The sequence below is a fragment of the Tunturiibacter gelidiferens genome (genome assembly GCF_051013345.1).
GTDB classification, from domain to species: Bacteria; Acidobacteriota; Terriglobia; order Terriglobales; family Acidobacteriaceae; genus Edaphobacter; species Edaphobacter gelidiferens_A.
This window is the reverse complement of record NZ_CP132939.1, coordinates 3,513,481-3,539,085: the sequence shown is the minus strand read 5'-3', so window position 1 is coordinate 3,539,085 and position 25,605 is coordinate 3,513,481. Positions and strand designations below refer to the sequence as shown.

The window sequence follows — 25,605 nt, the reverse complement described above, 5'->3', positions numbered from 1 at the left end:
GGCAATCGCCTGTAACTCCATCAGCGATCCTACGCCTCAGTTCTTCTTTTCTGGGTCACTAAAGCTTGCGCCGCCACCTTTGCTCGCATCCGCAACCACTCTCGGATAGTACCCGGTCCGGGTCCGCACCGACAGGCGCCCGAAGCTCTTAGACTTAGCCTCCACGTGCACCTCGCGATAACCACCCAACGTTGGCGACTTCGTTGAGTGATACGAGATCGTGTACTGCGTGCGAATATCCTGCGCCACCTCCGCGGCGATCGCATCGACCTCCTTCACCGACTTCGGAAAGTAAGCCGCACCACCGGTCTGCTCCGCCAGCGTCTCCAGCACCCTGCGCGCATGCCGCGACTCGCGCTTATCGGTATCCTCGCCAAACAACAAGCCCACGCAGTAAATCACCGGACCATCGAGATCTTGAATCCTCCGAATCGTCTGCTCCAGCGTCGCACTCGAAGCATTGTCTTCACCGTCTGTAATCACCAGCAGAACCTGCTTCGGATGTTTCGCATTCTTCGCCAGATAATCCGCCGAAGCCACCAGTGCGTCGTAGATCGCCGTTCCACCGCTCGACTTGATATATCCCAGGCCCTGTTGCAGCTTGTCGATATTGTTCGTAAAGTCCTGATCGATGAACGCCTCCCATGAGAAGTCCACCAGGAACTCTTCATCCTCGGGATTGGACAGCTTCACAAAATCGAGCGACGCCTTGTCCACCGCCACCCGCTTGTCGTACATCGACCCGGAACTGTCGATCAGCAGCCCCAGCGACACCGGCAGATCCTCGTGCCGAAACGAGTTGATCGTCTGCGGAACTCCATCTTCATAGATATGAAACGCATCTTTATCCAGCGTTTGAATCGACCGCCCGCTCCCATCCAGCACCGTCGCATTCAGGCGGACCTCGTAAGCATCCTGCCGCAGCGTATATTTGCCGTTCTCCCGCCCAATCACACCACTCCCCGCACCCTGCGGCGCGCCAGTCTGGCTCCGCGCTGGCGCATCAGGATCAGGTGAAGCCACCGGATCGCGATCGACAGTCAGCGAAGGCTGTTGTGAAACGGGTTGTTGTTTCGCGGGTGTCGGCGGAGATGCCGGCCGCTGGGCCCAACCGCCCACCCCACCGGCCATCAGCATCAACCATCCTGTGGCCATCCCTGGCCAAAAACTCTTACTGCGAAGGTGCATAGTACCCCTGGCGATTATGTACCGTCAGGTTCGGAAGCCCTGGCGGCGGAACGAGTCGTATCTTCAATTTACGCCAGTTCCCGTCCTGCTTCACCTCCGAAGGCCTGTACCCGATCACATATTCATTCCTCAGCTCCGCGCTGATCCGCGAAGCAATATCTCCCAGATCCCCCATCTCCGACACCCGGAACATCCTTCCTCCAGTCATATCGCAGATATCCGTCAACAGGATAGGACCCAGTTGCTCCTCGGTCGTCGGCGCATACTGATCGAAGATTCCGATCGAATAAATCTGCACATCGCTCTCCCGAACCACCCGCCGCAGCTCGCCCTCTGTATACCGGCTTCGATTATCCCCGCCGTCCGAGATAATCAGCAACGCCTTCCGCTCATACTTGGCCTGCTTCAGCTTATCCACACCAAGATAGATCGCATCGATCAGCGCAGTCCGGTTTTCGGGCTTCAACATCACCATCCGCGCCTCAACATCGTCCACGTCTGACGTGTAGTCGACAATCACCGCTGGCCGGTCATTGAAGCCAACCACGAAGAATTCGTCCTGCGGATTCGACGTTCTCAAAAACTCACTGAGCGCCTTCCGAGCCCGTACAAACTTCGACGACATGCTCCCGCTCAAGTCGAAGATGATCCCGATCGTCACAGGCGCATCCTGCGTCGAAAAGCTCTTGATTACCTGTCCCACATTATTGTCGAAGACCTCGAAGTTCTCCCGCTCCAACCCCGTAACCAGCCGGTTCATCGAATCAGTAACAGTCGCTGGAATCAGCACCAGGTTCACATCCACACGAATCCGCGCGTCCCGCCTCGAGGTGGCCAGCGCAGCCGCGTTTGCCGCCCCTTCAATGACAGGTTTCGTCTCCTCAGGTGTCTTCGGTGGTTTAGGTGGCGCCGGCGTATTTACTACATCCAGCGGATTTTCCTGCTCCTGAGCGCGGCAAACTCTACTCCCCAATGCACACCACAGCCCCAGGCACAGCAATCCCGCGAGCCCCCATGCAGCCCGACGCCCTCTCCGGCGACCTGCCCAATCTCTCCGCCTGTCGTCCTCGACAACTACTCTGTCCCGTATGTTGATCTCCATCTCGGCACCTATGCAATCCTCGCGACCACCTGGCCGTCGTACCATCCGTGGAGCTCCTCCACACCGTCTCCACTCATTACCAGACCCACAGCCCGCCAAGTCCACCAGATGCTGCGTTCTGAAGATAATAGACCCCGTGTCAACCCCTTTTGTCATCATTTCATCGCAGAACATCGCTAATCCTGTCTCGTCAACGTTCCACGCAGGCTTTCGGATTCGTTGCACCCTCTCTTCACGCCCAACCCGTACAATCACCTCATATTCCAACTCCGGAGAACCTTCAAAGCATGGCCCGTCTTTACCCCTTCCGCGCCCTCCGTTACGACCCCGCCCGCGTCAACATGGAAGACGTCGTCACCCAGCCCTACGACAAGATCACCCCGGCCATGCAGCAGCACTACTACGAAGCCAGCCCCTACAACCTCATCCGCGTCATCCTCGGCAAACACGAGCCCAACGACACCGAAGCGCAGGACTTCCTCCCCCGGCGAAAAGGCGCACAACGTCTACACCCGCGCCGCCGAAACCCTCCGCGAGTGGCGCAGCGACCGCATCCTCGCCGAAGAGTCCGAGCCCGCCGTCTACGGCTACTCCCAGACATACACTGTGCCCGGCACAAACGAAACCCGCGAACGTCGCGGCTTCATCGCCCTCGGCCACCTCTACGACTACGCTGACAAGGTCGTCTACCGCCACGAGCAGACCTTCCCCAAACACAAGTCCGACCGCCTCGCCCTCTTCAAGGCCACCCGCGCCTACTGCGAGCAGATCTACATGCTCTACTCCGACCCCGCCTTCACCGCCGAGAAGCTCATCTTCGGCGCCAACGGCCCCGACAAGAACTTCAGCGGCATGATCGGCCCCGACACCGCTCCAGCCGACCTCGCCATCACCGACGAGTACAACGTCGTCCATCGCCTCTGGAAGATCGCCGACCCCAACACCATCAACCTCCTCCTCACCGCCATGGCCGACAAGAAGCTCATCATCGCCGACGGCCACCACCGCTACGAGACCTCTGTCGCCTACGCCAAAGAGCGCTCAGCCCAGCTCAAACTCCCCTTCAAGCAGCCCATCCCGGGCGACGACGACAGCTCCCTCCGTCATCGCCGACGGCGACACCCGGTCCACCCTGCCCACCCCGCCTTCCCCGAAGCCGCCATGATGATGACCTTCGTCAACATGGACGCTCCCGGAATCACCATCCTGCCCACCCACCGCGTCGTCCACGGCCTGCCCAGCTTCAGCTCACCCGACTTCGTCACCAAAGCCAGCGCCTTCTTCAACGTCAAGGCACTCTCCTCCCCAGACCTGGCCGCCCTCAACGCCACCCATGGCACCGCCTTCCTCGCCGCCACAGGGGACGGCAACTACCTCCTCACCCCAAAGCCCGACGTCATCGCAGCGGCACTAAAAGGCATCTCCCCCGCCAGGCCCAACTCGATGTCGTGCAACTCCACAGCATCATCCTCGACAAGCTCCTGGGCCTCGATCAGGACACCATCACCCGCCTCGGCAACGTCCGCTACATCCGCGAGGCCTCCGAAGCCACCGCTCTCGTCGCCAGCGGTGAAGCCGACATCGCCTTCCTCATCAAACCCATCACCCTCGACCAGCTCCGCGACATCTCCCTCTCCGGCGACGTCATGCCCCAAAAATCCACCGACTTCTACCCCAAACTCCTCAGCGGCCTGGCCATCTACGCCCTCGACTAACACCCCTGACAGAACAGAAAGCCAGCTTGCATTGTCAACCGCAGCTTTTTGCTAGTGCTTTGTCCTTCTGTTTGTCATTCCGCACCCTGAGCGAAGCCAAAGGGAAGGAATCTGCTGTTGCTTTGTTGTCGCTTGTTCTTTTGTTTGTCATTCCGCACCCTGAGCGAAGTCGAAGGGGAAAGGAATCTGCCGTTGTCCTTGAAGTTTCGCCTCTGAACAAAATCGTCATCTCGACCGAAGCAGCTCACAGTCTCATCGTGAGCTGCGGAGTGGAGAGACCCCGTATTTCGCTTTTCTCTTACCTCTCCTGCCGCGCTCGACCGCACCCATTACAATCATCCAGACACTCTCTTGACGCACCCCTGCAAACAATTCGCCGCGCGCCTGTCCCTCGTCCTCCTCGCGAGCCTAGCCCCCATCACCGCTCAAGCCCAGCAACCCCTCCCCCGCACCACCATCTTCCTCGACCCCGCCCACGGCGGCCCAGACTCCGGCGCCAGGCTCTCCGACAGCCTCCCCGAAAAATCCCTCACTCTCGCCTTCGCCACCCGCCTCCGCGCCCTCCTCTCCACCAGCGGCTTCTCCGTCATCGCCACCCGCGACTCCGACCCCGCGGTCCCCTTCACCACCGACCAGCGCGCCGAGATCGCCAACCACTCCCACCCCACCGCCTGCCTCGTCCTCCACGCCACCGCCAGCGGCAACGGCATCCACGTCATCACCTCCGACGTTCCCCCACCCGACGACTCCGACGCCGACACCCACCACGCGATCCCCTGGGACACCGCCCAATCCGCCTCCATCCCCCAAAGCCTCGCCCTCGCCAACTCCCTCGGCCTCGCCCTCCTCCACTCCAGGCTCCCCGTCCTCCTCACCCGCTCCTCCCTCCGCCCTCTCGACAACCTCACCTGCCCCGCCGTCGCCATCGAGATCGCCCCCTTAGTCCCCGCCGACGGGGAAGCCACCCCTGTCAGCGACGCCAACTATCAGCAGCAGATCGCCCAGGCCATCGCCACCGGACTCGCCAACTGGCGCAGAAACCAGAACCCCGCCGCCGGAGCCGCCCGATGATCCCCCGCTATCAGCGCATCCTCTTCTGGAGCCTCATCGCAGGTATCTTTCTCATGTCCGCCTTCCTCCTCCGCGGCTGCCAGCAGGCTCACAAGCGTCTCGCCGCACTCAACGACGCCACTCCCATCGCCGCCCCCACCGCCACCAGCACCGAAGACGTCACGCTCTACCTCGCTAACGACGCCGACGCCTCCATCACCCCAACCACCGAATCCGTCGCGCTCCCTCAGGCCCCCACCCTCCGCGCTCGCACCCTCCTCGAGCACCTCCTCGCAGCCTACGCCCTCCCCAACTCCGCCCACCCACTCCAAAGCGGTCCCACAGTCGATGATGTCTTCCTCCTCACTCCCGCGACAAACACTCCCGACAAGTATCACGCCGACTCATCCCAGGGTGCGCAGTTGGCGATCGTCAATCTCCGAGGCTCCTTCGTAGACGACCACCCCTCTGGCATCCAGGTCGAAGCGCTCACAGTGCAATCGATCATCGGCACCCTCCACGCCGCCCTCCCGCAGGTCACCGGCGTCCGTTTCCTCGTCGACGGCCAGCCTCACGACACCCTAGCCGGCCACGCCGACCTCCTCCGCACCTACCCTGCAACCGACACCACCTCCCACCCGACCCCACCAACCGAAAATCCTCAGCTATAAAGAAAGAGCATAAATAGTTCATTCCTCGCCATCGTTCTGGCCGTTCTACGCTTCTGCCGTCATCCTGAGCGCAGCGAAGGATCCCGAAGGTCACCAAGCATTCACAACCTTCGGAACCCTTCCACCAAAAAATGTTCAACAATAACAAGAGCCTTCAGCAATAACAAAACAGCCATGACCGACAGCACTGCAGCCAATCCAAACACCCCAAAATCCCTCACCATCGGTGTCTTCGACTCCGGCTTTGGAGGTCTCACGGTCCTCCGAGCCCTGCTCCCCCTGATCCCAGGCGCCCACTACATCTTCCTCGGTGACACCGCGCGTCTCCCCTACGGCTCCAAGTCCCGCGAAACCGTCGCTCGTTACGCCGTCTCCAGCGCAAAGTTCCTCCACAAACAAGGAGCCGACCTCCTCGTCATCGCATGCAACACCGCCACCGCCCTCGCCCTGCCAGACATCCAGCAAGCCCTGCCCATCCCCGTCATCGGTGTAGTCGAACCCGGAGCCCAGGCTGCCCTCGCGACCTCAAGCTTCCCCGACAGCCAGAACCACGTCCTCGTCCTCGCCACCACCGCCACGGTCCAATCCCACGCCTACACCCACGCCCTCAACGCCCTCGGCCTCCAAGCCTGCGAAAAAGCCTGCCCACTCCTCGTCCCCCTCGTCGAAGAGGGCTGGACCAACCACCCCGTCACCGACGATGTCCTCACAATCTACCTAACCGAAGCCCTAGCCGCCGCGCCCGCCACGCAAACCCTCCTTCTAGGCTGCACTCACTACCCCCTCATCGAGCCCGCCATCCACCGCATCCTCAACTCCATCGGCCACCCCCTCACCATCATCGACTCCGCCGAAGCCACCGCCCGAGCCACCGCCACCCTCGTCGCCCACCACTTCCCCAACCTCACCCCCACCGCCAAACCCACCTGCACCTTCTACGCCACCGACTCCATCGAGAAATTCCAGCGCCTCGGCTCCAACTTCCTCGGCCAACCAGTAGCCGAAGTAAACCTCATCGACCTCGGCGGCTAGCCTGAACCTGCTTTATCCTTCAAACGGAGAGAATACGATGCCCTACCTGCTGAAAACCGAACCAACCAAATACTCCTTCGAAGACCTCGAGCGCGATGGCGAGACCACATGGGACGGCATCTCCAACAATCAGGCCCTCCTCAATCTTCGCGGCATGAAGAAGGGCGACAAGCTCGTCATCTACCACTCCGTCGTGGGCAAAGCAGCCGTAGGTACCGCAAAGGTCGTCTCCGTCGACGCCACCGACCCCAAAAATCCCCAGGTCCGAATCCAGCCCGTCAAGCGCCTCAAGACAGAAAAACCCCTCGACGCCATCCGCGCCGCCGCCGTCTTCAAAGACTCCATCATGTTCCGCCAGTTCCGCCTCTCCGTCGTCCCACTCACCGACGCGCAGTACGACTGGCTCACCGCCTAGGCCTTCTTCAAGATCACCTTCTTCTCAAAGTAGGAAGCATTCGCCATGTGGCAAGCCGCCGCCGCATGGTATCCAAACACCACGTCCTCCGCCACCGGCTTCCGAGACCTCACCGCGTCGAAGAACGTCGCCAGGTGCGGCCGCAGCTCATCCCACGACGGCCCCTTCCACATCATCGTGTCATCCAGCGGATGCTCCGCCAGAAACGCATCATGCTCGGCATGCCACTGCTTCTCGTACTGCGCATGCATCGCCGCCGGAAACCCATTGATCCCGTACGCCGGCGACCGATCCACTCCCAACTCCGGAATCAGCGTAACCGTATTGCTATTCGAAATCTCGATCACACCCTTCGGTCCCATCACGCGCGTTACCTCAGGCGTCTCCGTTCCCAGCGTCAGCCGCACCGTCACCGGCACATCGCCATACTCGAACGAGGTCACCATCAGGTCCGGCATATTCCGCCCATCCTTCCAGCGATAGATTCCCCCAATCGAATAAGCCCTATCCGGAATTGCATTGATCCCGGTTACAAATTGCATTCCGCTCAGCAGATGCACCATCAGATCGCCCGCCATCCCGGTGCCATATTCACGAAAGGCACGCCACCGCGCAAACGCAATCGGATCAAACGCCTTCTTCGGCGCAGTACCCTGCCACGTCGCCCAGTCCAGCGTCTCCGGCGAGAGGTCCAGCGGTGGTGGATACACCCACGCCCCACCCGGCGAGTTCCTCCCCAGCTGCAGCTCCACCTGGTGCACCTCACCAATCGCCCCGCTGTCGTACAACTCCTTCGCCTTCGCAAACACCTTCGAACTCACCCGCTGCGAACCCACCTGCACAAAGTTTTTGCTCCCCTTCACAGCCGCGACCATCTCCTCGCCCTCGGCAATCGTATGCGACATCGGCTTCTCACAATGCACATCCTTCCCCGCGCGAATCGCATCGACGGTCACTTGCTTATGCCAGTGATCCGGCACCGCAACAATCACTGCCTCGATATTTTTGTCCTCCAGAATCTCCTGGTACCGTCGCGTCGTCTTGATATTCGCGCCCGCAATCTCCTTGGCAAGCGTATGCCGCCCGTCATACAGATCGCACGCCGCAACACACTGCGCCTGCGGCAGAGTCACCGCGGCCCTCAGCAACGAAGACCCCTGAATCCCCACCCCAATGCTCGCAAACCGTACCCGGTCCCCACTCGCCACCGGCGGCGCCTGCTCCTGCCCAAGCATCACCGCTCCCGGCAACGCCGCCGCCATCGCCAACCCGCTGCCCGTCTGCAAAAACCGCCTGCGCGAAAACTCCGACATCAAAATATCCTCCTCAATCAACGCCTCCACTATAGAGGAACCTCACCCCCTCTCCTATCGCCCTCACCCTGCTATCCTTTCTGTTGGGCCGCCCCTCCACCGCCCAAGCCGTCTCGAAAGGATTACCGCGCATCATGATTGACCTCAAAGGCAAAGTAGCCGTCGTCTTCGGCCTCGCCAACAAACGCAGCATCGCCTGGGGCATCGCCCAGAAGCTCTCCGAAGCCGGCGCCACCCTCGCCATCTGCTACCAGAACGAGCGCCTCCAGCGCGAAGCCGAAGAACTCGCCGCCGACCTGCCCGGCACCAAGACCTTCCGTTGCGACGTCTCCATCGACGCCGACATCGACGGCGTCATCGAGCAGCTCAAATCCGCCTACGGCAAAATCGACATCCTCGTCCACTCCATCGGCTTTGCTCCGAACATCAAAAACAACGTCCTCAACACCACCCGCGAAGACTTCCGCATCGCGCACGACATCAGCGTCTACTCCCTCATCGCCCTCGCTCGCGCAGCCGAACCACTCATGGCCGAAGGCAGCTCCATCCTCACCCTCACCTACTACGGCGCCGAAAAAGTCTTCCCCAACTACAACATCATGGGCGTAGCAAAAGCCGGACTCGAAGCCGCCGTGCGTTACCTGGCCTCAGATCTCGGCGCAAAGAAGATTCGCGTCAACGCCATCTCCGCCGGCCCCATCAAAACCCTCGCCGCCCGCGGCATCAGCGACTTCACCAGCATCCTCACCGCAGTCGAGCAGCGCGCCCCACTCCATCGCAACGTCGACGCCCTAGAGGTCGGTAACACCGCCCTCTTCCTCTCGAGCCCCCTAGCCAGCGGCATCACCGGCGAAATCACCTTCGTCGACTGCGGCTTCAACATCACCGGCCTCTAGCATCGTCCTCGCCCTACTCCCCACTGACACCAACCACACCATCGATAACAACCAACAAACACGTCATCCTGAGCGAAGCAGGTCACAGTCTCACCGTGACCTGCGCAGTCGAAGGATCCCTGTATTTCGCATCTGTTTTTTCATCCCTCTCCCCTCCCGCTTCGTATATCCTTCTGTCCGTATAGAGGGAGCCACACATGACCATTGCTGAAATCCTCCTCCAGGACTTCGACACCGAGATCTCCAACACCCGCCGCACCCTCGAGCGTGTCCCCGAAGGCAAGAACGACTGGAAGTGTCACGACAAGTCCATGGTCCTCGGCAAACTCGCCATGCACTGCGCCACCCTGCCGCTCTTCGGCTCGTACATCATCGAAGACGAAGGCATGGACATGGCCGCCTCAAAACATCCTCACATGCCACTCGAGTTCACCACCCGCGCCAACGCCCTGCAAAAGCTCGACGAGAGTGCCGACGCCTGTCGCAAGGCCATCGCCGCATCCTCCGACGAGGATCTCGCCAAACTCTGGAAGTTCAGCTACGGGGACCAGCTCATCTCCAACAACTCGCGCGTCCAATCCTTCCGCCAGATGTGCTTCAACCACCTCATCCACCACACCGCGCAGCTGGGCGTCTACCTCCGCCTCAACGACATCCCCGTCCCCGCACTCTACGGCCCCTCCGCCGACGAGCAGTGGTCAGCCTGAAAGCAGCACCTCAAGGCCGCCTGTAAACCACCCCATTCTTCATCACAAACCCGACCTTCGTCGTCGCCGAGATATCCTGCAACGGATCTCCCGCCACCGCGATCACATCCGCATAGTACCCGGCCTTCAACTCCCCAATCTTCCCCGCCCAACCCAGCAGTCTCGCGCCGTTCAGCAGATCCGCCTGCAGCACCGCCGCCGGCTTCATCCCAAACTCCACCATCAACTCCAACTCCCGCGCCTGCGTCCCGTGCGGGAACGGCCCCACATCGCTCCCCACCGCCATCGGCACCCCCGCCGCCAACTGCTTCTTGAACTCTGCCGCATGATACGTAATCAACTGCCTCTCCCTAGCCTCTGCCGGCTTGCTCACAGCGTGGTCCGCAAAATACTCGCTAATCGCAAACGTAGGCACAGCATAAATCTGCTTCTCCTTCATCCCCCTCATCGTCGCGTCGCTCAACTGGTACGCATGATCGACCGAAGCCACGCCAGCCGCCACCGCAAACCCCGTCCCCGGCTCCCCCGTCGCATGGACCGCCACCCCCGCCCCGAACCCACTCCACCGCCCGTCCGCTCAGCCTCTTTCACCGCCGCTCGAAGCTCCGCCTCCGTGTACTGATACGGCGTCACGAACTCACCGTCCCGCACCCCATCCGTCCCTGTCTCATACACCTTCGTAAAGTCCGCCCCGCCCTTCCTCTGCTCCCGCATCACCTTCACAATCTCCTCACTCGAATCCGCATAGTCGGCATTCGAGAGCACCCTCTGCGCCGGGTTATACCCAATCGCATCCTCATGCCCACCCGTCAAATCGATCGCATTGCAACTCATCCGCATCCGCGGCCCCGGAATCAACCCCGAGTTGATCGCATTCCGCACCGCGACATCCGCGCAGCCCGCACCCTCGGTACCCATATCGCGCTCCGCCGTAAATCCCGCCATCAAATCCGCCTTCGCCGCCCCCGCTGCAACCAATGTCCGCTCCGGCACACTCTCCTGCACTGTCTGCAGATCCTCCGCCCCCGGATGCAGAAACAGATGCACATGCGCATCGATCAACCCCGGCATCAGCGTCGCATCCCCCAGGTCGATCACCTCCGCTCCAGCAGGTCGCTCCACATGCGCTCCCACCGCAACAATCCTCTCTTCCTCCACCAAAATCTCACCCGGTGCCACCACCTTCCCCGCAGCCACATCCAGCATCCGCGCCGCATGCAGCACCACCACATGCTTCGCCGAAGCTGCATCCTGCGCTACGCATAGCGACGCCGCAAAACCCGCAACCAACCCACAGAGAAGTTTTTTCATAGTCCAAGCAGCATATCGCACCCTCGCAAGCAAGCTATAGCAAGCAGCTAAGTCCCGGCACTTTCCAATTGACTTGACAATCCATCCACGCTAAACACAACCATGGCCAGTCAACTTTCAACCGCGCTTCGCAGAATCTTCGTCTTGCTGGCAATCCTGACTTACCCCGCATTCGCCGCAAATCCCAGGCTCCTCATCCGCAACGCGCGAATCATGACCATGGCCAGCAACCAGCGCGAGCCCATCAACGGTTACCTCTCCGTAGCCTCCGACGGCACTATCCTCGCCGTCGCCGCCGGAGAACCGCCCGCCACCCTCCATGCCGACAAGATCATCGACGCCCACGGAGACCTCATGATCCCCGGCTTCATCTCCGCGCACAGCCACCTCTGGCAGGCAGCCTACCGCGGTCTCGCCGCCGACAAGACTCTTCCCGGCTGGATCGACGACCTTTACGGCGTCCACGCCTCCAAAGCCTCACCCGAGGACATGTACTGGTTCGCTCTCCTCGGCTCGTTAGACCACCTCGAGCACGGCATCACCACCGCCTACAACTTCACCTACGGCGGACGAGCCAACCCCCGAACTCAACAACCAGTTCGAAGAAGCCCAGTTCCGCGGCGCAGCCGAGTCCGGCATCCGCTTCGTGCACAGCTACGGCCCCGACCGCATGTCTCCCTCAATCACCATCGATCAGGCACGCATGCGCCTCAAAGCCTTCCTCGACTGGACCGCCACTCAACCACCAAACTCCCACTTCCTCAGCGTCATGATCAGCGGCATGACCGCCTTCAACGACACCTACCAGCAGGCCGTGATGGAAGCAGACATGATGAAGGAGTTCCATCTCGGCAACCAGACCCACTACATTGAAGCGCCCGACGATCAAGGCGAACAGCGCGCCAAATTTCGCTGGATGATGGACAGCGGCCTGCTCAACAACCAGCTCATCTTCGGCCACTTCATCCACTCCGACGAATTCATCCTCCAGCAAACCGCCAAAGCCGGCGCCTCCATGTCGTGGAACCCACTCTCGAACGGTCGCCTGGCCTCCGGTGTCGCTGACATTCCGAAGTACCTCAAGATGGGCATCCGCGTCGGCATGGGCGTCGACGGCGAAGCCAGCGCCGACCTCGCAGACCCCTTCGAAAACATGCGCACCGGCCTCTACGCCATCCACGACAAGTACGAAGACGCCACCGTCATGAGCCCCTACCAGGTCCTCTGGCTGCACACCATGGGCTCCGCCGATGTCCTCAACGTCAAAGACAAACTAGGCTCGCTCGAACCCGGCAAGTTCGCCGACTTCCTCCTCATCAACCCCAAGCGTCTCGGCGTCTCCCTCGAAGACCCCTACGCCAACCTCGTCCTCATCGCCGCCGAGCGAGACATCGACAGCGTCTACGTAGGCGGCGAGTTGATGGTCGAGCACAATCAGCTTCTCCACCAAGACCTCGACAAAGTTCAATCCGAATCCGACCGCCGAGTCCTGGCGCAGCACTAGAGCAAAGTAGCAGTTGGCGTAGAGTCTGCCGTGCCCTTTTGTTTGTCATTCCCGAAGGAATCTGCGGTTGCCTTCCTCCACACCAACAGCAAATCCGCGCTAAAGCCGGGTGCCCCATATCTCGATTTTGAGATGTGGGCATCGGGCGAAAGCCCGACCGCTCTCTTCAGCCACCCAAACATATCCCCAGCAGCGAAGAATCTACCCAACCTTCTCGGTCAACTCAGCCCACCGAGCATACAGCCCATCTGCAGCCTCCTGCGCCGCCTCCATCTCCGCAAGCGCCGCCGTCAACCGCTTCGCATCCACCGCCACCGCCGGATCTTCTATCATCTCCCGAGCCTTCTGCAGCCGATCCTCCGCCGACTCCACCGCAGCCTCAATCCCCGCATACTCGCGAGCCTCCAGATACGAAAGCTTCTTCTTCCCACCGGACGTTCCATTCGAAACCGCCGCAGAAGCAGCAGGCGAAACCGCAACCCCCGCAGCCCCCGGAGCAATCGCCTCCTCCACCTTCACACCCCGCCACTGCTCCCACTGCGAGTAGTCCGCAAACATCTCCGACCCACCCCGCCCATCCAGCCCCAACACAATCGTCGACACCCGATCCAACATGTAACGATCATGGGTCACTAATACCAGCGCGCCCGTGTACTCCAGCAAGCTCTCCTCCAGAATCTCGAGCGTCGCAATATCCAGATCGTTCGTCGGCTCATCGAGCAGCAACAGATCCGCAGGCTCCAGCATCAACTTCGCAATCAACACCCGCGCCCGCTCGCCTCCACTCAGCCTCTCGACAGGCTGATTAAGTTGTTCGCTGGTGAAGAGAAACTTGGTAGCATAACTAGCCACATGCACCACCCTGCCCTGGTACACCACCGAGTCAGAATCCGGAGCCAGCGCCCGTCGCAGCGTCACGCCCTCCTCCAACTCGCGCATCTGGCTGAAGTAAACAATCTTCAGTGAAGCCGCCTTCTTGATCGTCCCCTTCGAAGGCTCCAACTCTCCAGTCAACAACCGCAGCAGAGTAGTCTTCCCGCTACCATTCGGTCCCACCAATCCCACGCGCATCCCCGAGGTCACCAGAAAATTAAGCCCCTCCACAATCTTCCGATCACCCAGCACAACCGAAACATCCTCCAACTCCACCAGCCGCTTCGTCTGCCGATCGGTCGCCGAAAAATCAATCCCCGCGCTCGACGTCTGCACCCGCGAGTTGACCTCCTTCAACTGCCCAATCAGATCCTGCGCATTATCGATCCGCGCCTTCGCCTTCGTACTCCTCGCCTTCGGACCGCGCCGCAACCAGTCCACCTCAATCTTCACGCGATTCTTCAGCGCATCCTGCAGCTTGCTCTGCGCCTCCATATACGCCTGCTTGCCCTCGATAAACTTCGAGTAAGTCCCCTTCACACGCAGCAGCCCTTCGGCATACACGCGGTTCAGTTCCACTATCTCTGTCGCAACATTCTCAAGAAAATAACGATCATGGCTGATAAGCACACAAGCAAAACTACCCTCATTCAGCAGCTCCTCCAGCCACGCAATCCCGGCTAAATCCAGATGGTTCGTCGGCTCATCCAGCAGCAGCACATCCGGGTGGGTCACCACCGCCTCCGCAATCGCCAGCCGCTTCCTCCACCCGCCGCTCAGCCGCGCCGCCTCCGCCGTCAAATCCGGAAAACCGGTCCGCCCCGAAGTCTCCCGCAGCCGTCCCTCATGCTCCCCTTCGGAAACCTTCGCCCGCACCAGCGCAGCCTCCAGCACCTCGCGCACCGTCACCCCCGGCGCAAACACCGACTCCTGCGCTACATATCCCACCCGCGCCCGCTTCCGCACCGCTACATCCCCGGCATCAGCGTCTTCATCACCCGCCAGCACCTTCAGCAGCGTAGACTTCCCCGCTCCATTGGGTCCAATCAACCCAATACGATCCCCATCACTCACGGTAAAACTGATCTCACGAAACAAAGGCGTAGCGCCAAAGGCCTTAGTCAAACCCTGCGCATTTAAGATTGGTGGCATTTCTTCAGTCTACCGTCTCTGCCAGATGCTTCCTAATCGAGCTAGGGCGAATCGTCACGGCTTGCGAGCCTCGCTTTGACTAACTGGAGAGTTCAGTCTTGTTCGATCGCCCTCGACTGAGGATTCAGCGAATAGTGGTGTCCGCCGCCTGAGATGAAGATAGTGCCATCTCGCCCCACGCTCATCTCATCGATCATTCCGGTCTGATGGGTAAGTGCGACGATTTCCGCACCCGTCACATCACTCATTTGATAAACGTTGTAGTCGAACATTCCACCTTTGCCTTCTGTCGCCGCAGTGAAGACGATGTCCATCCCGTCGTGCACGTAGGCAGCCTCCCCGAAGGAAGGACCGCTTGATGGCTCAGAGGGCACATGAGGTTGAAATATCCCTTTGGTTTGGTGAGGCTTGGCCATATCGAACTCTTCGATTAGTGATCCTATCGGGTATCCTGTCGTACTCACGAGAAATCTTTCTCCATCAGTAGAAACAGATAGCGAGCGAAGGTCGAAAAACTCCTGCTGAGTCAACTCCTCCGGCGCAACACCACCGATCGGGCCATCTGCACTGACCAAGACCTTAACCACGTCGAATTTGTGCCGTCGCGGACGAGCGATCGGAGAGTAATGCCCGTTGAAGCGAGATTTTACGTAAAGCAAGGTTTGGCCATCTGGGCAAAAACGCTGGCATCACAGCATCTTCTTCAGGATTTGATACGCGATGGGCATGGCTGCCATCGACTCTCGACAACCAAACCTCTGACTTTGCTTCGGGTCCTTCCGCCAACGCATACGCGACAGCATCTCCATTAGGGAAAGTACCCCATCGGTCTCCCAACCGCTTTTGCGATCCGTGAGGCGATGAATCGTGCCTGCTCCCGCAGTCTTGAGATAAAGCCACGACGAACTGCCTCCTACCACGGAGAAAACTCGCGGTATGGTGCTGCTTGCCGTCGCATTCGGCGACTTGTTGAGGGGGACAATGGGAGTGCTTTGACTACGGCACCCTGTGCTCAACCAAATAGTGCAGAAAAGAACAGAAACTCCAAACTTTTCGATCAAGAAAACTCTCCAGTTACCTGAGCAGAAAACGTCCAACTTCCTGCGGCAGTATAGCTTGGATCGTCGAAAGTTATACAGACCAAAGCAATATCGATGTCCTTATATTGCCCGGAGTCTTTTGACCTGAATCAGCATCACAAAATCAACTAATCCAGATCGAAATCCCTCAGTGGCCGATCCGTCAGCGGAGTCTCCTTCGCCTTCTTTACCGCCTCGGCAAACTTCTTCGCCATCACATCATCTTTGTTCTTCTGCGCATCCACACTCTGCTGAAAGATCGAATCCCTCCGCGCATCCGCCTCGCGCAACGCCTTCGCCGCCTCGCCAAAGTCCTCGAACATCTTCTTCTTCGGAGCAGACGTATGCGCAATCACCGACCGCGTCACCGGATCCACCTTCAGCATCCCCCACAATCCGGACACATCACCTCAAACGGCTGATCGCTCAAACCCATCGCAACACCTCACCCACCCATTCTAAAACCGCCAGCAAAGGTTGTCGCATAAGCAACGCACGACACACTTTTATCTCGCCCCAAAAATCGTCATCTCGACCGAAGCGACGCACGGTCTCATCGTGGGTCGCGCAGCGGAGAGACCCCGTATTTCGCTCTTGCATCTGAGTTTTTGCATCTGATCAGCTTCGGCCGGAGCCCTATAGCCGTACCACCACATGCCCCGGACACTGGTTCCCTGCCACCCCAACCAGCTTCTCCACCAGCCCATCCCCATACCGCGCCATAAACCAGACCCCCGCCACCACGCGTTCCTGCGGATGCTCACCCGGAAACACATTCAGCACAACCGCCTCCGCATGCTTCCGCAGACTCGCCTCCTTCTGCAGCTCAAACGTAGCCGCCATCCTCCGCAGTCGATTCATCTGGTACAGCATCTTCGACCCCGAAACCTCCGCGGACCGTCCCAGCGACTCATCCATCCCACCGAGATACTCGGTCAGCGCGCTCAACTCCGTCTCCACCGCATTCCCCACCGCAGCTAACTTGCGCTTCCCCTCAATCGGCATCGCCCGCGCCCCCAGCCTCTGCGCCAGCGTCTCCGCCGTGGTCATCGCATCCGGCAGCTGCACCTCATCCTTATCCATCACCGCAGCAATCGCCGGCTCCAGCAGGGTCGCGCTCAACCGCGGCAGCACCGGCGTAATCCGTCCCAATATCGCCTCATACAAAACCGCACTCTGCGCAAAGTAAGCAATCTCCGCCGGCCCACCCACATAAGCCGCAGTCGGCAACACCGTATCCTGAAACACCGGCCGCAGCAGCGCATTCGGGCTCAGCCTCTCAGGTGCCGCCTCCAGAATCGCAATCAACTCCGTCGTCGAATAACTTCGCCCTCCGGCCTTCCACTGCCCCTCTGCACTGCGCCGCAGAGCCACCCGCTCTCCCGTCGCCTCATCCAGCAGAAACAACATCGAGCCACCCTCGGCCACCAGCACCTGCGCATGATACCCACGCTCCACCAACTCTTCACCCCGAGCAATCAAAGCATCCTGCAACTCCTCTGCATGTTCAATCGCATATCGCAGCGTGCCGGTGCCCAATGCATGAAACGCCCGCGAGGCCGCATCCATCACCACCAGCCCCTGCTCTGAGAAGATCCTCGCGATCAGCCGTCCAAACGCCAACGCCAGCGTAGGCTGCCTCCCGCCTTCAGGCCTATAACACTCCCGCAGCCACTCACTCACCGGAGCGAACTCCAGCAGTTCGCTGGCCCGCTCCAGCACCGCCTCCAACCCAGGCCCAGGAACCACCACCCCACCCACCGGCACAGCCTTCGTCACTTTTATCCCAGCGCGCAGCGTCTCCACCGAACTCTTCGTCAACAGCGAAACCTGGTCCACCTCTTCCAGATCATGATCCTCGGTCGCCATCCAGAACACCGGCACATGCTCGACACCCGTAGCCTTCGTAGCTTCTTTCGCCCGCGCCACTGCCGTAGCCGCCTTCAGAATCGTCAACAGCGGCCCACCGAACAGCACCACCTGCTGCCCCGTCACCACCGCCCGCGCACCCGCGCGCAGCTTCGCAATGTTCGCCTTCGCGGCATCCCCCGCGCCAAACTCCACCGCCTGCTTCTCCAACAAATCCGCCAGCACCCCGGCATCCTTCACCGGCAGACCATTCCCGATCCACTTCCTGTAAACGGCTCAGCCCCATACCACCGCCGAACCGCGGAATCGCCGGCGCTCTCCGCCATCGCAAGATAGTCGCGATAAATCTGCGACACATGCGGCAACACCGTGATCGGATAACACTCAACGCTCATGCAGACCTATCCTCAACCTCATACACTGCGGCAACACACAGTCCCACAACAATTTTCTGCGCATCCCGTTTGATGCCCGTCACCCAAGTCTAGATGCAGGATGATACTTTAGCCTCATGTCCGTACAAAGAAAGAAGTCCACCAAGCCCAGCGCCCTCCAGACACAGGCCCCGAAACCACCAGCCGCAACCACCATCAAACCAGCTTCGAAGTTTGCCAAACCAAAGCTCATCTCCTCCAAACTCTCCTACAATGGCAAAGTCTTCTCCGTCTTCACCGACAAGGTCGAAGAACCCAGCGGCTTCGTCCACACCCGCGATGTCATCCGTCACAACGGCTCCGTGGTCGTTCTCGCCATAGACGAGTCCAAAACCCCGCCGACCCCGACGTCATCCTCGTGCGACAGTTTCGCCACGCTGCCGGCCAGTTCCTCATCGAGTTGCCCGCCGGACGCGTCGACGCCAAGGAAGCAACCCTGGCCGCAGCCAAACGCGAGATGATCGAAGAGACCGGCTATCGCGCCAAGCGCTGGACCCTCCTCAACAAATACTTCGCCAGCCCCGGCTTCCTCGGCGAATGGATGCAGATTTATCTCGCCCGCGACATCCGCGAGGGCGCCGCCGCCCCGGAACCCGACGAAAACATCGAGGTCTTCCGCCTCCCACTCTCCGAAGCCCTCGCCCTCATCGCGGCCAACAAGATCCACGACGGCAAAACCCTCATCGGTCTCATGCTCTACGACTCCGCCCGCCGGTCCGGCCGCCTCTAGCATCGAAATCCGCTACAAATTATTTAATCGAACTCAAGCTCCTACTCGACACAGCACCCCGGGGGCTGCGAATCTTCGCGCCATTCCCCAGGTTGAAGCCTCGTTCAGCCACCATCGCAGGGCATCGTGACGGCGCAGCACGTTCGTAACCACTCCTTTGGTTATCGCAAAAAAACAGGCCGCAGATCACGGCTTGCAGAAAACTCCCAAGAAGCTGTTTGCGTCAGACCTTAGCAATGGCGGTGCCGTTGAAACGCTTTCACTTCCCGGTACACCATCAATGTTAGGACGCACAAAGGGAGCATCTCAAGTGGCTCAATATAAGGGTACGGTCAAATGGTTCAACAACGCAAAAGGCTACGGTTTCCTGGGCCGCGATGGCGGGGCCGATGTCTTCGTCCATTACAGCTCCATCCAACGCGAGGGGTACAAGAGCCTTAAAGAAGGAGATGAAGTGGAGTTCGACATCATCCAGGGCACAAAAGGACCACAGGCCGATCAGGTGGCTCGTCTCAAAGAAGCAACTCAGGCACAGTCTCAGACTCAGTAAGACAGAGGTTCGATCCTCTACGGTCGGCGCAGCGGCTCGTACGATCAGCCCTGCTCGGCCCCTGCAAGGCTTTATCTCTCACATCTGTTGCATACTGACATCAGTGGCCGCACTCGCCTCTGAAGCCTTCCCATGGACAATATCTCGATCGCCCGCCTCCTCGACGAAACCGCCTCCCTCCTCGAGATCGACTCAGCCGACCCCTTCCGCATACGCTCCTACCGCCGCGCAGCCGAGGCCGTCGAGCAGCAAACCACTCAGCTCTCCACCCTCGCCGACGACCCCAAAGCGCTCCTCGCCATCCCCGGCATCGGCAAAGGCATGGCCGCCAACATAGTCTTTCTGCTCACCACCGGCACCATGCCCCTCCGCGAAGAGCTCCTGCAAAAATACAAACCCACCATGCTCGATCTCCTTCGCCTCCCCGGCATGGGCCCGAAAACCGTAGCCCTCGTCTGGTCCGCCTGCCAGGTCTGCGACATCGACGGCCTCGAAGCCGCCGCCAAAGCCGGCCATCTCACCAAGCTCCCCGCATGGGCGAAAAGTTCGTCACCAAGCTGCTCAAGGGAATCGAAGACCACCGCAAAAACTCCAGCCGCTTCCGCATCGACAAGGCCCAGCAACACGCCGACACCATCATCAATCTCATCCGAGCCTTCCCCGGCATCGACGAGATCATCCCCGCAGGCTCCCTCCGCCGCGGCCGCGAGACCGTAGGCGACCTCGACCTCCTTGCCACTGGCCCCGCCTGCGAACCCGACGTCGTCAGCGCAGCCGTCGAACACGTCGCATCCCTTCCCCTCATCGACAAGCTCATCGCCAAAGGCCAGAACAAAGTCTCCTTCACCCTTCGCAACAACCTTCAGGTCGACGTCCGCCTCCTCCCCCGCGCCAGCTACGGAGCCGCCCTCCAATACTTCACCGGCAGCAAGATGCACAACGTAGCTCTCCGTCAGCGCGCCATCAAACGCGGCCTCACCCTCAGCGAGTACGCGCTCCTTCGCCTGGAAGACAACGTCATCGTAGCCGCAGCCTCCGAAGCCGACATCTACAACGCACTCGACCTCGACTACATCCCACCCGAGCTCCGCGAGAACGGCGGCGAACTCGAGGCCGCCGCAAACCACACCCTCCCTCAACTCATCACACGAGCCGACATCCGCGGCGACCTCCACATGCACACCGAGGCCACAGACGGCCGCGACACCATCCGCCAGATGGCCGAAGCCGCCCTCGCCCGCGGCCTCTCCTACATCGCCATCACCGACCACAGCAAAAACCTCGCCATGACCAACGGCCTCGACGACACTCGCGCCCTCGCCCACATAAAACGCATCCGCGAAGTCGACGAAGAACTTCAGCAGGACCTCCTCGAACTCTCCGAGGCCCTTCAGCGTGACACACCTCCCTCAAAGTCAACCCTGAAGGATCTCTTCTCTCTTCTCAAAGACATGTCGTCTCGACCGCAGCAAGAAAACTCTTCAACCACCCCCAAAAGCCCATCGTCTCAACCCGAGCACGAAAGCCCTCTGACCTCCCAAAAACTCTGTCGTCTCGACCGGAGCACACCGAAGTGGAGAGACACGCTGTCGCACCCTCCGACCCATCCAAAACTTCGTCATCTCGACCGGAGCGCAGCGAAGTGGAGAGACCCCCGCATTTCGCCGCCCCCGGCACAAATCTCACCTTCCGCATCCTCCCCGGCATCGAAGTCGACATCCTCGCCGACGGCACCCTCGACCTCGACGACGCCACCCTCGCCCAGATGGACATTGTCGTAGCCAGCGTCCACTCCCACTTCAATCAGCCCGCCGAGGAGATGACCGCACGCGTCCTCCGCGCCCTCGAAAACCCACACGTCCGCATCCTCGGCCACCCCACAGGCCGCAAGGTCCTCGGCCGCGAACCCTACGCCATCAACATCGACACCATCTTAAAATCCGCCGCACAAAAAGGCGTAGCCGTCGAACACAACGCCAGCCCAGCCCGCGCCGACCTAAGCGACCTCCACCTTCGCCTCGCCAAAAAACACGGCTGCAAGATCGTCATCAACACCGACGCCCACGCCACCGAGGAGCTCGACCAGATGCGCTACGGCATCACCCAGCTCCGCCGCGCCTGGCTCACCCCCGCCGACATCCTCAACACCCAACCCACCGCCGAGGCCCTCCTCCAAAACCTCCGCCCCAAACCTTAGTTCCACAGAACAACGAAGTGGAGCCGTTCCAGTTGCCTTGCAGTTGCAGTTGCAGTTGCCTGCTCTCTTGTTTGTCATTCCGCAGCGCAGCGGAGGAATCTGCGGTTGCCTTCCCTCACTTCAAATCAAGGAACCACCGAACCACCAGCCACGTACCACCACTAACACCACAGGAGAGCCGCGTGCGTAAATCATTCCTCTTCGTCTTCGCCTTTATGGCCGCCACAACGCTCTGCGCCCGCGCCGCGCAATCCGACTCCATGGACTGCGGCGAGTTCGACAAGCCCATCACCACGCACGACTACACCAGCGCGCCCTCCGACACCCTTCAGCCACACCACCTCGAATTCGCCCGCCCCTTCGCCCCCAGCGGCCGACTGAAGCTCCACATCTGCCGCGCCGACCTGCGCGTGAACGTTCGGCCCGACACCAGGGAGATCAAGCTCACCGTCAATCTCAACACCCAATCCGGCAGCTACACTGTCGCCAACTACGTGCAAACCTTCCGCATCCAGCCCGACAACGGCGTCATCCAGCTCAAGTTCCCGAAGGCAGCCCACGCAACCGTAACCGTCACCCTCCCCATGGGCTTGAACTCCGACAACGAGATCAACCTAGGCTACGGTGACCTCGACTTCAACGCCACCGGCAGCTCTGGCCACCGCGAGATCAACCTGGGCATGGGCCACATGCAGCTCGTTCTCAACAAAGACAAAAGCTACTCCAAAATGGAAGTCAACGTAGGCTTGGGCACCCTCCACGACCACCGCCCCGGCGGCTCAGACGGCCACTTCACCACCACCAAAGAGTACGCAGGCACCGGCGCCGGCTCCCTCGAGATCAACGTAGGCATGGGCTCACTCGACATCCGCAACGAATAGCCCGCACAACAGATCCTCCCAACCACGCCCAAAGCAACTCCTCCGAAGCCTCGCAATTAAACGCATAGCTTCTCCAGCCCTGCGGCTGCTATGCTTCCCCGCTGTGAGCCCGCGCCCGAACATCTCGTCTCATCCGGCTGCTCCCACCCAGCAGACTCACAACCCATCTCTCGCTGCGGTTCATCTCGAAGAACCTGCGAGAATCTCCATGCGAAAGCCCGAGCGCAGCTTCTGGCAGATCTGGAATATGAGCTTCGGCTTCCTCGGCATTCAGTTCGGATGGGGCCTCCAGATGGCCAACATGAGTGCCATCTACGAGTACCTCGGAGCCCGCGCCGATCAGATCCCCATCCTGTGGCTCGCCGCCCCACTCACCGGCCTGCTCATCCAACCCATCATCGGCAACGCCAGCGACCACACCTGGGGCCCACTCGGCCGCCGCCGCCCCTACTTTCTCGTCGGAGCCATCCTCAGCTCCCTCATGCTCCTCTTCATGCCCAACTGCTCCAGCCTCTGGATGGCCGCCGGCATGCTCTGGATCCTCGATGCCTCCATCAACGTCAGCATGGAGCCATTTCGTGCCTTCGTCGCAGACATCCTTCCCGAAGGCCAGCGCACTCGCGGCTTCGCCATGCAGAGCCTCTTCATCGGCCTCGGCGCCGTCATCGCGTCCGCACTCCCCTGGCTCCTCACCAACGTCTTCCACATGACCCAGGTTGTCGGCGACACCCGCGCCGTCCCCACCACCGTCCGCATCTCGTTCTACATCGGCGCAGTGGCCTATCTCGGCGCGGTCCTATGGACCATCTTCACCACGCCCGAATATCCTCCCGAGAACATGGAAGCATTTCGCCGAGCCAAAAAAGAAAAACCGGCCTCCTCGCCGGCGCAAAGGAGATCCTCTCCGCAATCGCCCACACTCCGGAGACCATGCGCAGGCTTGGCCCCGTCCAGCTCTTCACCTGGCTCGGCCTCTTCTGCATGTGGCTCTACTTCCCCGTCGCAGTCGCCCACAACGTCTTCGGCGCCAACGACCCCACCTCACCCCTCTACAAAGAAGGCATCGAGTGGGGAGGCATCTGCTTCGCCGCCTACTCCGCCGTCTGCTTCGTCTTCTCCTTCACCCTGCCTTTTCTCGCCAGAAAGATCGGAAGAAAGAAGACCCACACCGCCTGCCTGCTGTGCGGAGCCATCGGCCTCATCTCCGTCGTCGTCATGCACAACAAGTACATGCTCCTCTTCACCATGCTCGGCGTAGGCATCGCCTGGGCCAGCACACTCTCCATGCCCTACGCGATGCTCGCCGCCACCCTGCCGCCCGAGCGCACCGGCGTCTACATGGGCATCTTCAACTTCTTCGTCGTCACGCCCGAAATCCTGGCCTCGCTCTTCTTCGGCTGGATCATGACCCACTTCCTCCACAACAACCGCATCTACGCCATCCTTGCAGGTGGCCTCTGCATGCTCATCGCAGCCGCCCTCATGCAGCGAGTCACCGATCCCCGCACCCTCAGTGTTCAGGACATATAACCAACAAACGCAGAAAAGCCCCGGCTCACACCGAGGCTCTCTCCAAAAGATCGAAAAATCTACTTCGTCTTCTTCATCCGCTTCACCACTCCAGACAGCGTGTGCTCATTCATCGCAGCCACAGCGTCCCCGCGCACCTTCTTGATCCACGCGCTCACGGCCTTATCCTCGATGCTCAACCAGTCTCCCGCCGAAGCCTCGAACACATCCCCAAGCCCGATCTGCTTGGCCGCAACCTTCAGCTTCGCCCCGCCATGCGGCCCCTTCTTCTGCTCGATCAGCCCCGCCTTATGCAGCAGCAAAAGGCTCTTCGCACCATCACGGCGCTCTCCTTCAGCTCTTCCGCAATCGCCGACGAGGTATGCATTGCCCCCGGCTCACTCGCCAGCACCGCCAAAATTCGCACGCTTAACTGAAACCGCCCACTCTGTGCCATGCAAAAAGCTACCACACCCAGCCGAAGATTCGCCGAATCATCCCTCATCCTCGAAGATTTCTCCACCCAGCCACCATGTAAACTTCTTCAGTGAACATCCTTTTTGTCGGCGACGTCTTCGGCTCCGCCGGCCGCCACATCGTCCGCGAACACCTGCCCCACGTCCTCGAAACCAACGAAGTCGACCTCCTCGTCATCAACGGAGAAAACGCCGCCGGCGGCTTCGGCATCACCCCTCCATCGCAGAAGAGCTCTTCGACCTCGGGGCCCACGTCATCACCACCGGCAACCACATCTGGGACAAACGCGAGATCTTCGAGTACATGACCGTCCCCGCCGACTCCCACGTCCGTGGCCGCCGCGTCCTCCGCCCCGCCAACTACGCCGTCGGCACCCCGGCTTCGGCGTCTACCAGGGCGAGCTCCCCACCGGCCAGGCCTACGCCGTCATGAACCTCCAGTGCCGCGTCTTCATGTCCTCCTGCGACGACCCCTTCCGCAAAGCCGACGAACTCCTCAGCAAGATCACCGCCAAGGTCATCCTCCTCGACCTCCACGGCGAAGCCACCTCAGAAAAAGTAGCTCTCGGCTGGTACCTCGACGGCCGCATCACCGCTCTCCTCGGCACCCACACCCACATCCCCACCGCCGACGAGCGCGTCCTCCCCAACGGCACCGCCTATCAAACCGACGTAGGCATGTCCGGCCCGTACGACTCCGTCATCGGCGTAGAAAAAGAGTTAGTCCTCGCCCGCTTCCTAACCGGCATGCCCGGCAAGTTCGAACCCGCCAAGGGCAACCCCAAAATGTGCGCCGCCCTCATCCAATGCGACGGAGCCACCGGCCGCGCCCAGCACATCCAGCGCATCATGCTCGGCGAGTAGCTTTCTTCGTACCTGCACAGAAACTTTATAGATCGTCATCTCGACCGGAGCCGTGCGGTCTTATCGCACGGCGCAGTGGATTGCGGC

At 60.5% G+C, this 25,605-nt stretch carries 29 protein-coding genes and 4 pseudogenes; 19 read left to right on the top strand and 14 right to left on the bottom strand.

Going from position 1 to position 25,605, the window contains the following annotated elements:
* Positions 1-36: 36 nt before the first annotated feature.
* Together RBB80_RS17765 and RBB80_RS17760 are read right to left on the bottom strand one after the other, a co-directional pair.
* Positions 37-1,155 (bottom strand): VWA domain-containing protein, encoded by a 1,119-nt coding sequence (locus tag RBB80_RS17765; protein WP_433963818.1) that lies wholly within the window; start codon positions 1,153-1,155, stop codon positions 37-39.
* Positions 1,156-1,171: 16 nt separating this feature from the next.
* The gene (locus RBB80_RS17760) at positions 1,172-2,161 is read right to left on the bottom strand and encodes a VWA domain-containing protein (RefSeq protein WP_433963817.1); all 990 of its coding nucleotides are present in this window, start codon (positions 2,159-2,161) and stop codon (positions 1,172-1,174) included.
* A gap of 416 nt (positions 2,162-2,577) precedes the next feature.
* Between RBB80_RS17760 and RBB80_RS17755 the strand changes: the two are divergent.
* The 6 genes and pseudogenes from RBB80_RS17755 to RBB80_RS17730 form a co-directional block, all read left to right on the top strand.
* A pseudogene (locus tag RBB80_RS17755) lies at positions 2,578-2,772 on the top strand (DUF1015 family protein); the annotation flags it as partial.
* Between the two features lie 70 nt (positions 2,773-2,842).
* Entirely contained in the window at positions 2,843-4,060 is a 1,218-nt protein-coding gene (locus RBB80_RS17750) for a DUF1015 family protein (protein ID WP_433969732.1), read from the top strand.
* Between the two features lie 296 nt (positions 4,061-4,356).
* Positions 4,357-5,076, top strand: coding sequence for an N-acetylmuramoyl-L-alanine amidase family protein (locus tag RBB80_RS17745; RefSeq protein ID WP_433963816.1), 720 nt, complete (start codon positions 4,357-4,359; stop codon positions 5,074-5,076).
* Positions 5,073-5,726 (top strand): GerMN domain-containing protein, encoded by a 654-nt coding sequence (locus tag RBB80_RS17740; protein ID WP_433963815.1) that lies wholly within the window; start codon positions 5,073-5,075, stop codon positions 5,724-5,726. The genes RBB80_RS17745 and RBB80_RS17740 overlap by 4 nt, the downstream gene beginning before the upstream one ends.
* 174 nt (positions 5,727-5,900) lie before the next feature.
* The gene (murI, locus tag RBB80_RS17735; protein ID WP_433963814.1) at positions 5,901-6,758 is read left to right on the top strand and encodes a glutamate racemase; all 858 of its coding nucleotides are present in this window, start codon (positions 5,901-5,903) and stop codon (positions 6,756-6,758) included.
* Positions 6,759-6,795: 37 nt separating this feature from the next.
* Entirely contained in the window at positions 6,796-7,173 is a 378-nt protein-coding gene (locus tag RBB80_RS17730) for an EVE domain-containing protein (RefSeq protein ID WP_433963813.1), read from the top strand.
* Here RBB80_RS17730 and RBB80_RS17725 read toward each other — a convergent pair.
* On the bottom strand, positions 7,170-8,486 hold the full coding sequence (locus tag RBB80_RS17725; RefSeq protein ID WP_433963812.1) for a Gfo/Idh/MocA family oxidoreductase: 1,317 nt from the start codon (positions 8,484-8,486) through the stop codon (positions 7,170-7,172). The two genes, RBB80_RS17730 and RBB80_RS17725, sit on opposite strands and share 4 nt — an antisense overlap.
* Before the next feature lie 134 nt (positions 8,487-8,620).
* Between RBB80_RS17725 and RBB80_RS17720 the strand changes: the two genes are divergently transcribed.
* Together RBB80_RS17720 and RBB80_RS17715 are read left to right on the top strand one after the other, a co-directional pair.
* Positions 8,621-9,382 (top strand): enoyl-ACP reductase FabI, encoded by a 762-nt coding sequence (locus tag RBB80_RS17720; protein WP_433963811.1) that lies wholly within the window; start codon positions 8,621-8,623, stop codon positions 9,380-9,382.
* 197 nt (positions 9,383-9,579) lie between these two features.
* Positions 9,580-10,089: a DinB family protein gene (locus RBB80_RS17715; protein WP_433963810.1), complete on the top strand. Its 510-nt coding sequence runs from the start codon at positions 9,580-9,582 to the stop codon at positions 10,087-10,089.
* 10 nt (positions 10,090-10,099) lie between these two features.
* Here the strand turns inward: RBB80_RS17715 and RBB80_RS17710 are convergent, their stop codons facing one another.
* Positions 10,100-10,591 (bottom strand): amidohydrolase family protein, encoded by a 492-nt coding sequence (locus RBB80_RS17710; RefSeq protein WP_433963809.1) that lies wholly within the window; start codon positions 10,589-10,591, stop codon positions 10,100-10,102.
* On the bottom strand, positions 10,549-11,400 hold the full coding sequence (locus tag RBB80_RS17705; protein ID WP_433963808.1) for an amidohydrolase family protein: 852 nt from the start codon (positions 11,398-11,400) through the stop codon (positions 10,549-10,551). Before RBB80_RS17705 ends, RBB80_RS17710 begins: the two co-directional genes overlap by 43 nt.
* Positions 11,401-11,502: 102 nt before the next feature.
* Between RBB80_RS17705 and RBB80_RS17700 the strand changes: the two genes are divergently transcribed.
* Positions 11,503-12,273 carry an amidohydrolase family protein gene (locus RBB80_RS17700; RefSeq protein WP_433963807.1) on the top strand — a complete coding sequence of 257 codons (771 nt, stop codon included), beginning with the start codon at positions 11,503-11,505 and terminating at the stop codon, positions 12,271-12,273.
* Positions 12,170-12,904, top strand: coding sequence for an amidohydrolase family protein (locus tag RBB80_RS17695; RefSeq protein WP_433969731.1), 735 nt, complete (start codon positions 12,170-12,172; stop codon positions 12,902-12,904). The genes RBB80_RS17700 and RBB80_RS17695 overlap by 104 nt, the downstream gene beginning before the upstream one ends.
* Before the next feature lie 201 nt (positions 12,905-13,105).
* Here RBB80_RS17695 and RBB80_RS17690 read toward each other — a convergent pair whose 3' ends face one another.
* From RBB80_RS17690 to RBB80_RS17660, 7 genes are all read right to left on the bottom strand, one after another.
* A complete protein-coding gene (locus tag RBB80_RS17690; RefSeq protein ID WP_433963806.1) occupies positions 13,106-14,929 on the bottom strand; it encodes an ABC-F family ATP-binding cassette domain-containing protein in 1,824 nt (607 codons plus the stop codon).
* A gap of 92 nt (positions 14,930-15,021) precedes the next feature.
* The gene (locus tag RBB80_RS17685; RefSeq protein ID WP_433963805.1) at positions 15,022-15,345 is read right to left on the bottom strand and encodes a hypothetical protein; all 324 of its coding nucleotides are present in this window, start codon (positions 15,343-15,345) and stop codon (positions 15,022-15,024) included.
* Positions 15,346-15,618: 273 nt separating this feature from the next.
* Positions 15,619-15,990 carry a hypothetical protein gene (locus RBB80_RS17680; RefSeq protein ID WP_433963804.1) on the bottom strand — a complete coding sequence of 124 codons (372 nt, stop codon included), beginning with the start codon at positions 15,988-15,990 and terminating at the stop codon, positions 15,619-15,621.
* A gap of 146 nt (positions 15,991-16,136) precedes the next feature.
* Positions 16,137-16,394, bottom strand: coding sequence for a hypothetical protein (locus tag RBB80_RS17675; protein WP_433963803.1), 258 nt, complete (start codon positions 16,392-16,394; stop codon positions 16,137-16,139).
* 250 nt (positions 16,395-16,644) lie between these two features.
* Entirely contained in the window at positions 16,645-18,117 is a 1,473-nt protein-coding gene (gene bshC, locus RBB80_RS17670) for a bacillithiol biosynthesis cysteine-adding enzyme BshC (RefSeq protein ID WP_433963802.1), read from the bottom strand.
* Positions 18,114-18,272, bottom strand: coding sequence for a hypothetical protein (locus RBB80_RS17665; RefSeq protein ID WP_433963801.1), 159 nt, complete (start codon positions 18,270-18,272; stop codon positions 18,114-18,116). The genes bshC and RBB80_RS17665 overlap by 4 nt, the downstream gene beginning before the upstream one ends.
* Before the next feature lie 89 nt (positions 18,273-18,361).
* Complete coding sequence (locus tag RBB80_RS17660; RefSeq protein ID WP_433963800.1) at positions 18,362-18,604, bottom strand: hypothetical protein; 243 nt, start codon at positions 18,602-18,604, stop codon at positions 18,362-18,364.
* 65 nt (positions 18,605-18,669) lie between these two features.
* Here RBB80_RS17660 and RBB80_RS17655 point away from each other — a divergent pair, with 65 nt between their 5' ends.
* The 8 genes and pseudogenes from RBB80_RS17655 (at position 18,670) to RBB80_RS17620 (ending at position 24,199) form a co-directional block, all read left to right on the top strand.
* Complete coding sequence (locus RBB80_RS17655) at positions 18,670-19,041, top strand: NUDIX hydrolase (protein WP_433963799.1); 372 nt, start codon at positions 18,670-18,672, stop codon at positions 19,039-19,041.
* A gap of 310 nt (positions 19,042-19,351) precedes the next feature.
* A complete protein-coding gene (locus RBB80_RS17650) occupies positions 19,352-19,591 on the top strand; it encodes a cold shock domain-containing protein (protein ID WP_433969729.1) in 240 nt (79 codons plus the stop codon).
* A 132-nt stretch (positions 19,592-19,723) separates the two neighbouring features.
* Complete coding sequence (locus tag RBB80_RS17645) at positions 19,724-20,308, top strand: helix-hairpin-helix domain-containing protein (protein WP_433963798.1); 585 nt, start codon at positions 19,724-19,726, stop codon at positions 20,306-20,308.
* A gap of 215 nt (positions 20,309-20,523) precedes the next feature.
* Positions 20,524-20,823 (top strand): annotated as a pseudogene (locus RBB80_RS17640) (DNA polymerase III); the annotation flags it as partial.
* Between the two features lie 410 nt (positions 20,824-21,233).
* The gene (locus RBB80_RS17635) at positions 21,234-21,788 is read left to right on the top strand and encodes a PHP domain-containing protein (RefSeq protein WP_433963797.1); all 555 of its coding nucleotides are present in this window, start codon (positions 21,234-21,236) and stop codon (positions 21,786-21,788) included.
* A gap of 182 nt (positions 21,789-21,970) precedes the next feature.
* The gene (locus RBB80_RS17630; RefSeq protein WP_433963796.1) at positions 21,971-22,669 is read left to right on the top strand and encodes a hypothetical protein; all 699 of its coding nucleotides are present in this window, start codon (positions 21,971-21,973) and stop codon (positions 22,667-22,669) included.
* Between the two features lie 208 nt (positions 22,670-22,877).
* A pseudogene (locus tag RBB80_RS17625) lies at positions 22,878-23,456 on the top strand (MFS transporter); the annotation flags it as partial.
* A gap of 11 nt (positions 23,457-23,467) precedes the next feature.
* The gene (locus RBB80_RS17620) at positions 23,468-24,199 is read left to right on the top strand and encodes an MFS transporter (protein ID WP_433963795.1); all 732 of its coding nucleotides are present in this window, start codon (positions 23,468-23,470) and stop codon (positions 24,197-24,199) included.
* A 59-nt stretch (positions 24,200-24,258) separates the two neighbouring features.
* Here the strand turns inward: RBB80_RS17620 and RBB80_RS17615 are convergent, their stop codons facing one another.
* On the bottom strand, positions 24,259-24,501 hold the full coding sequence (locus tag RBB80_RS17615) for an Rrf2 family transcriptional regulator (protein ID WP_433963794.1): 243 nt from the start codon (positions 24,499-24,501) through the stop codon (positions 24,259-24,261).
* On the bottom strand, positions 24,477-24,683 hold the full coding sequence (locus RBB80_RS17610) for a hypothetical protein (RefSeq protein ID WP_433963793.1): 207 nt from the start codon (positions 24,681-24,683) through the stop codon (positions 24,477-24,479). The genes RBB80_RS17615 and RBB80_RS17610 overlap by 25 nt, the downstream gene beginning before the upstream one ends.
* 42 nt (positions 24,684-24,725) lie before the next feature.
* On the opposite strand from RBB80_RS17610, the pseudogene RBB80_RS17605 reads away from it, so the two are divergent.
* Positions 24,726-25,518 (top strand): annotated as a pseudogene (locus tag RBB80_RS17605) (TIGR00282 family metallophosphoesterase).
* Positions 25,519-25,605 lie beyond the last annotated feature (87 nt).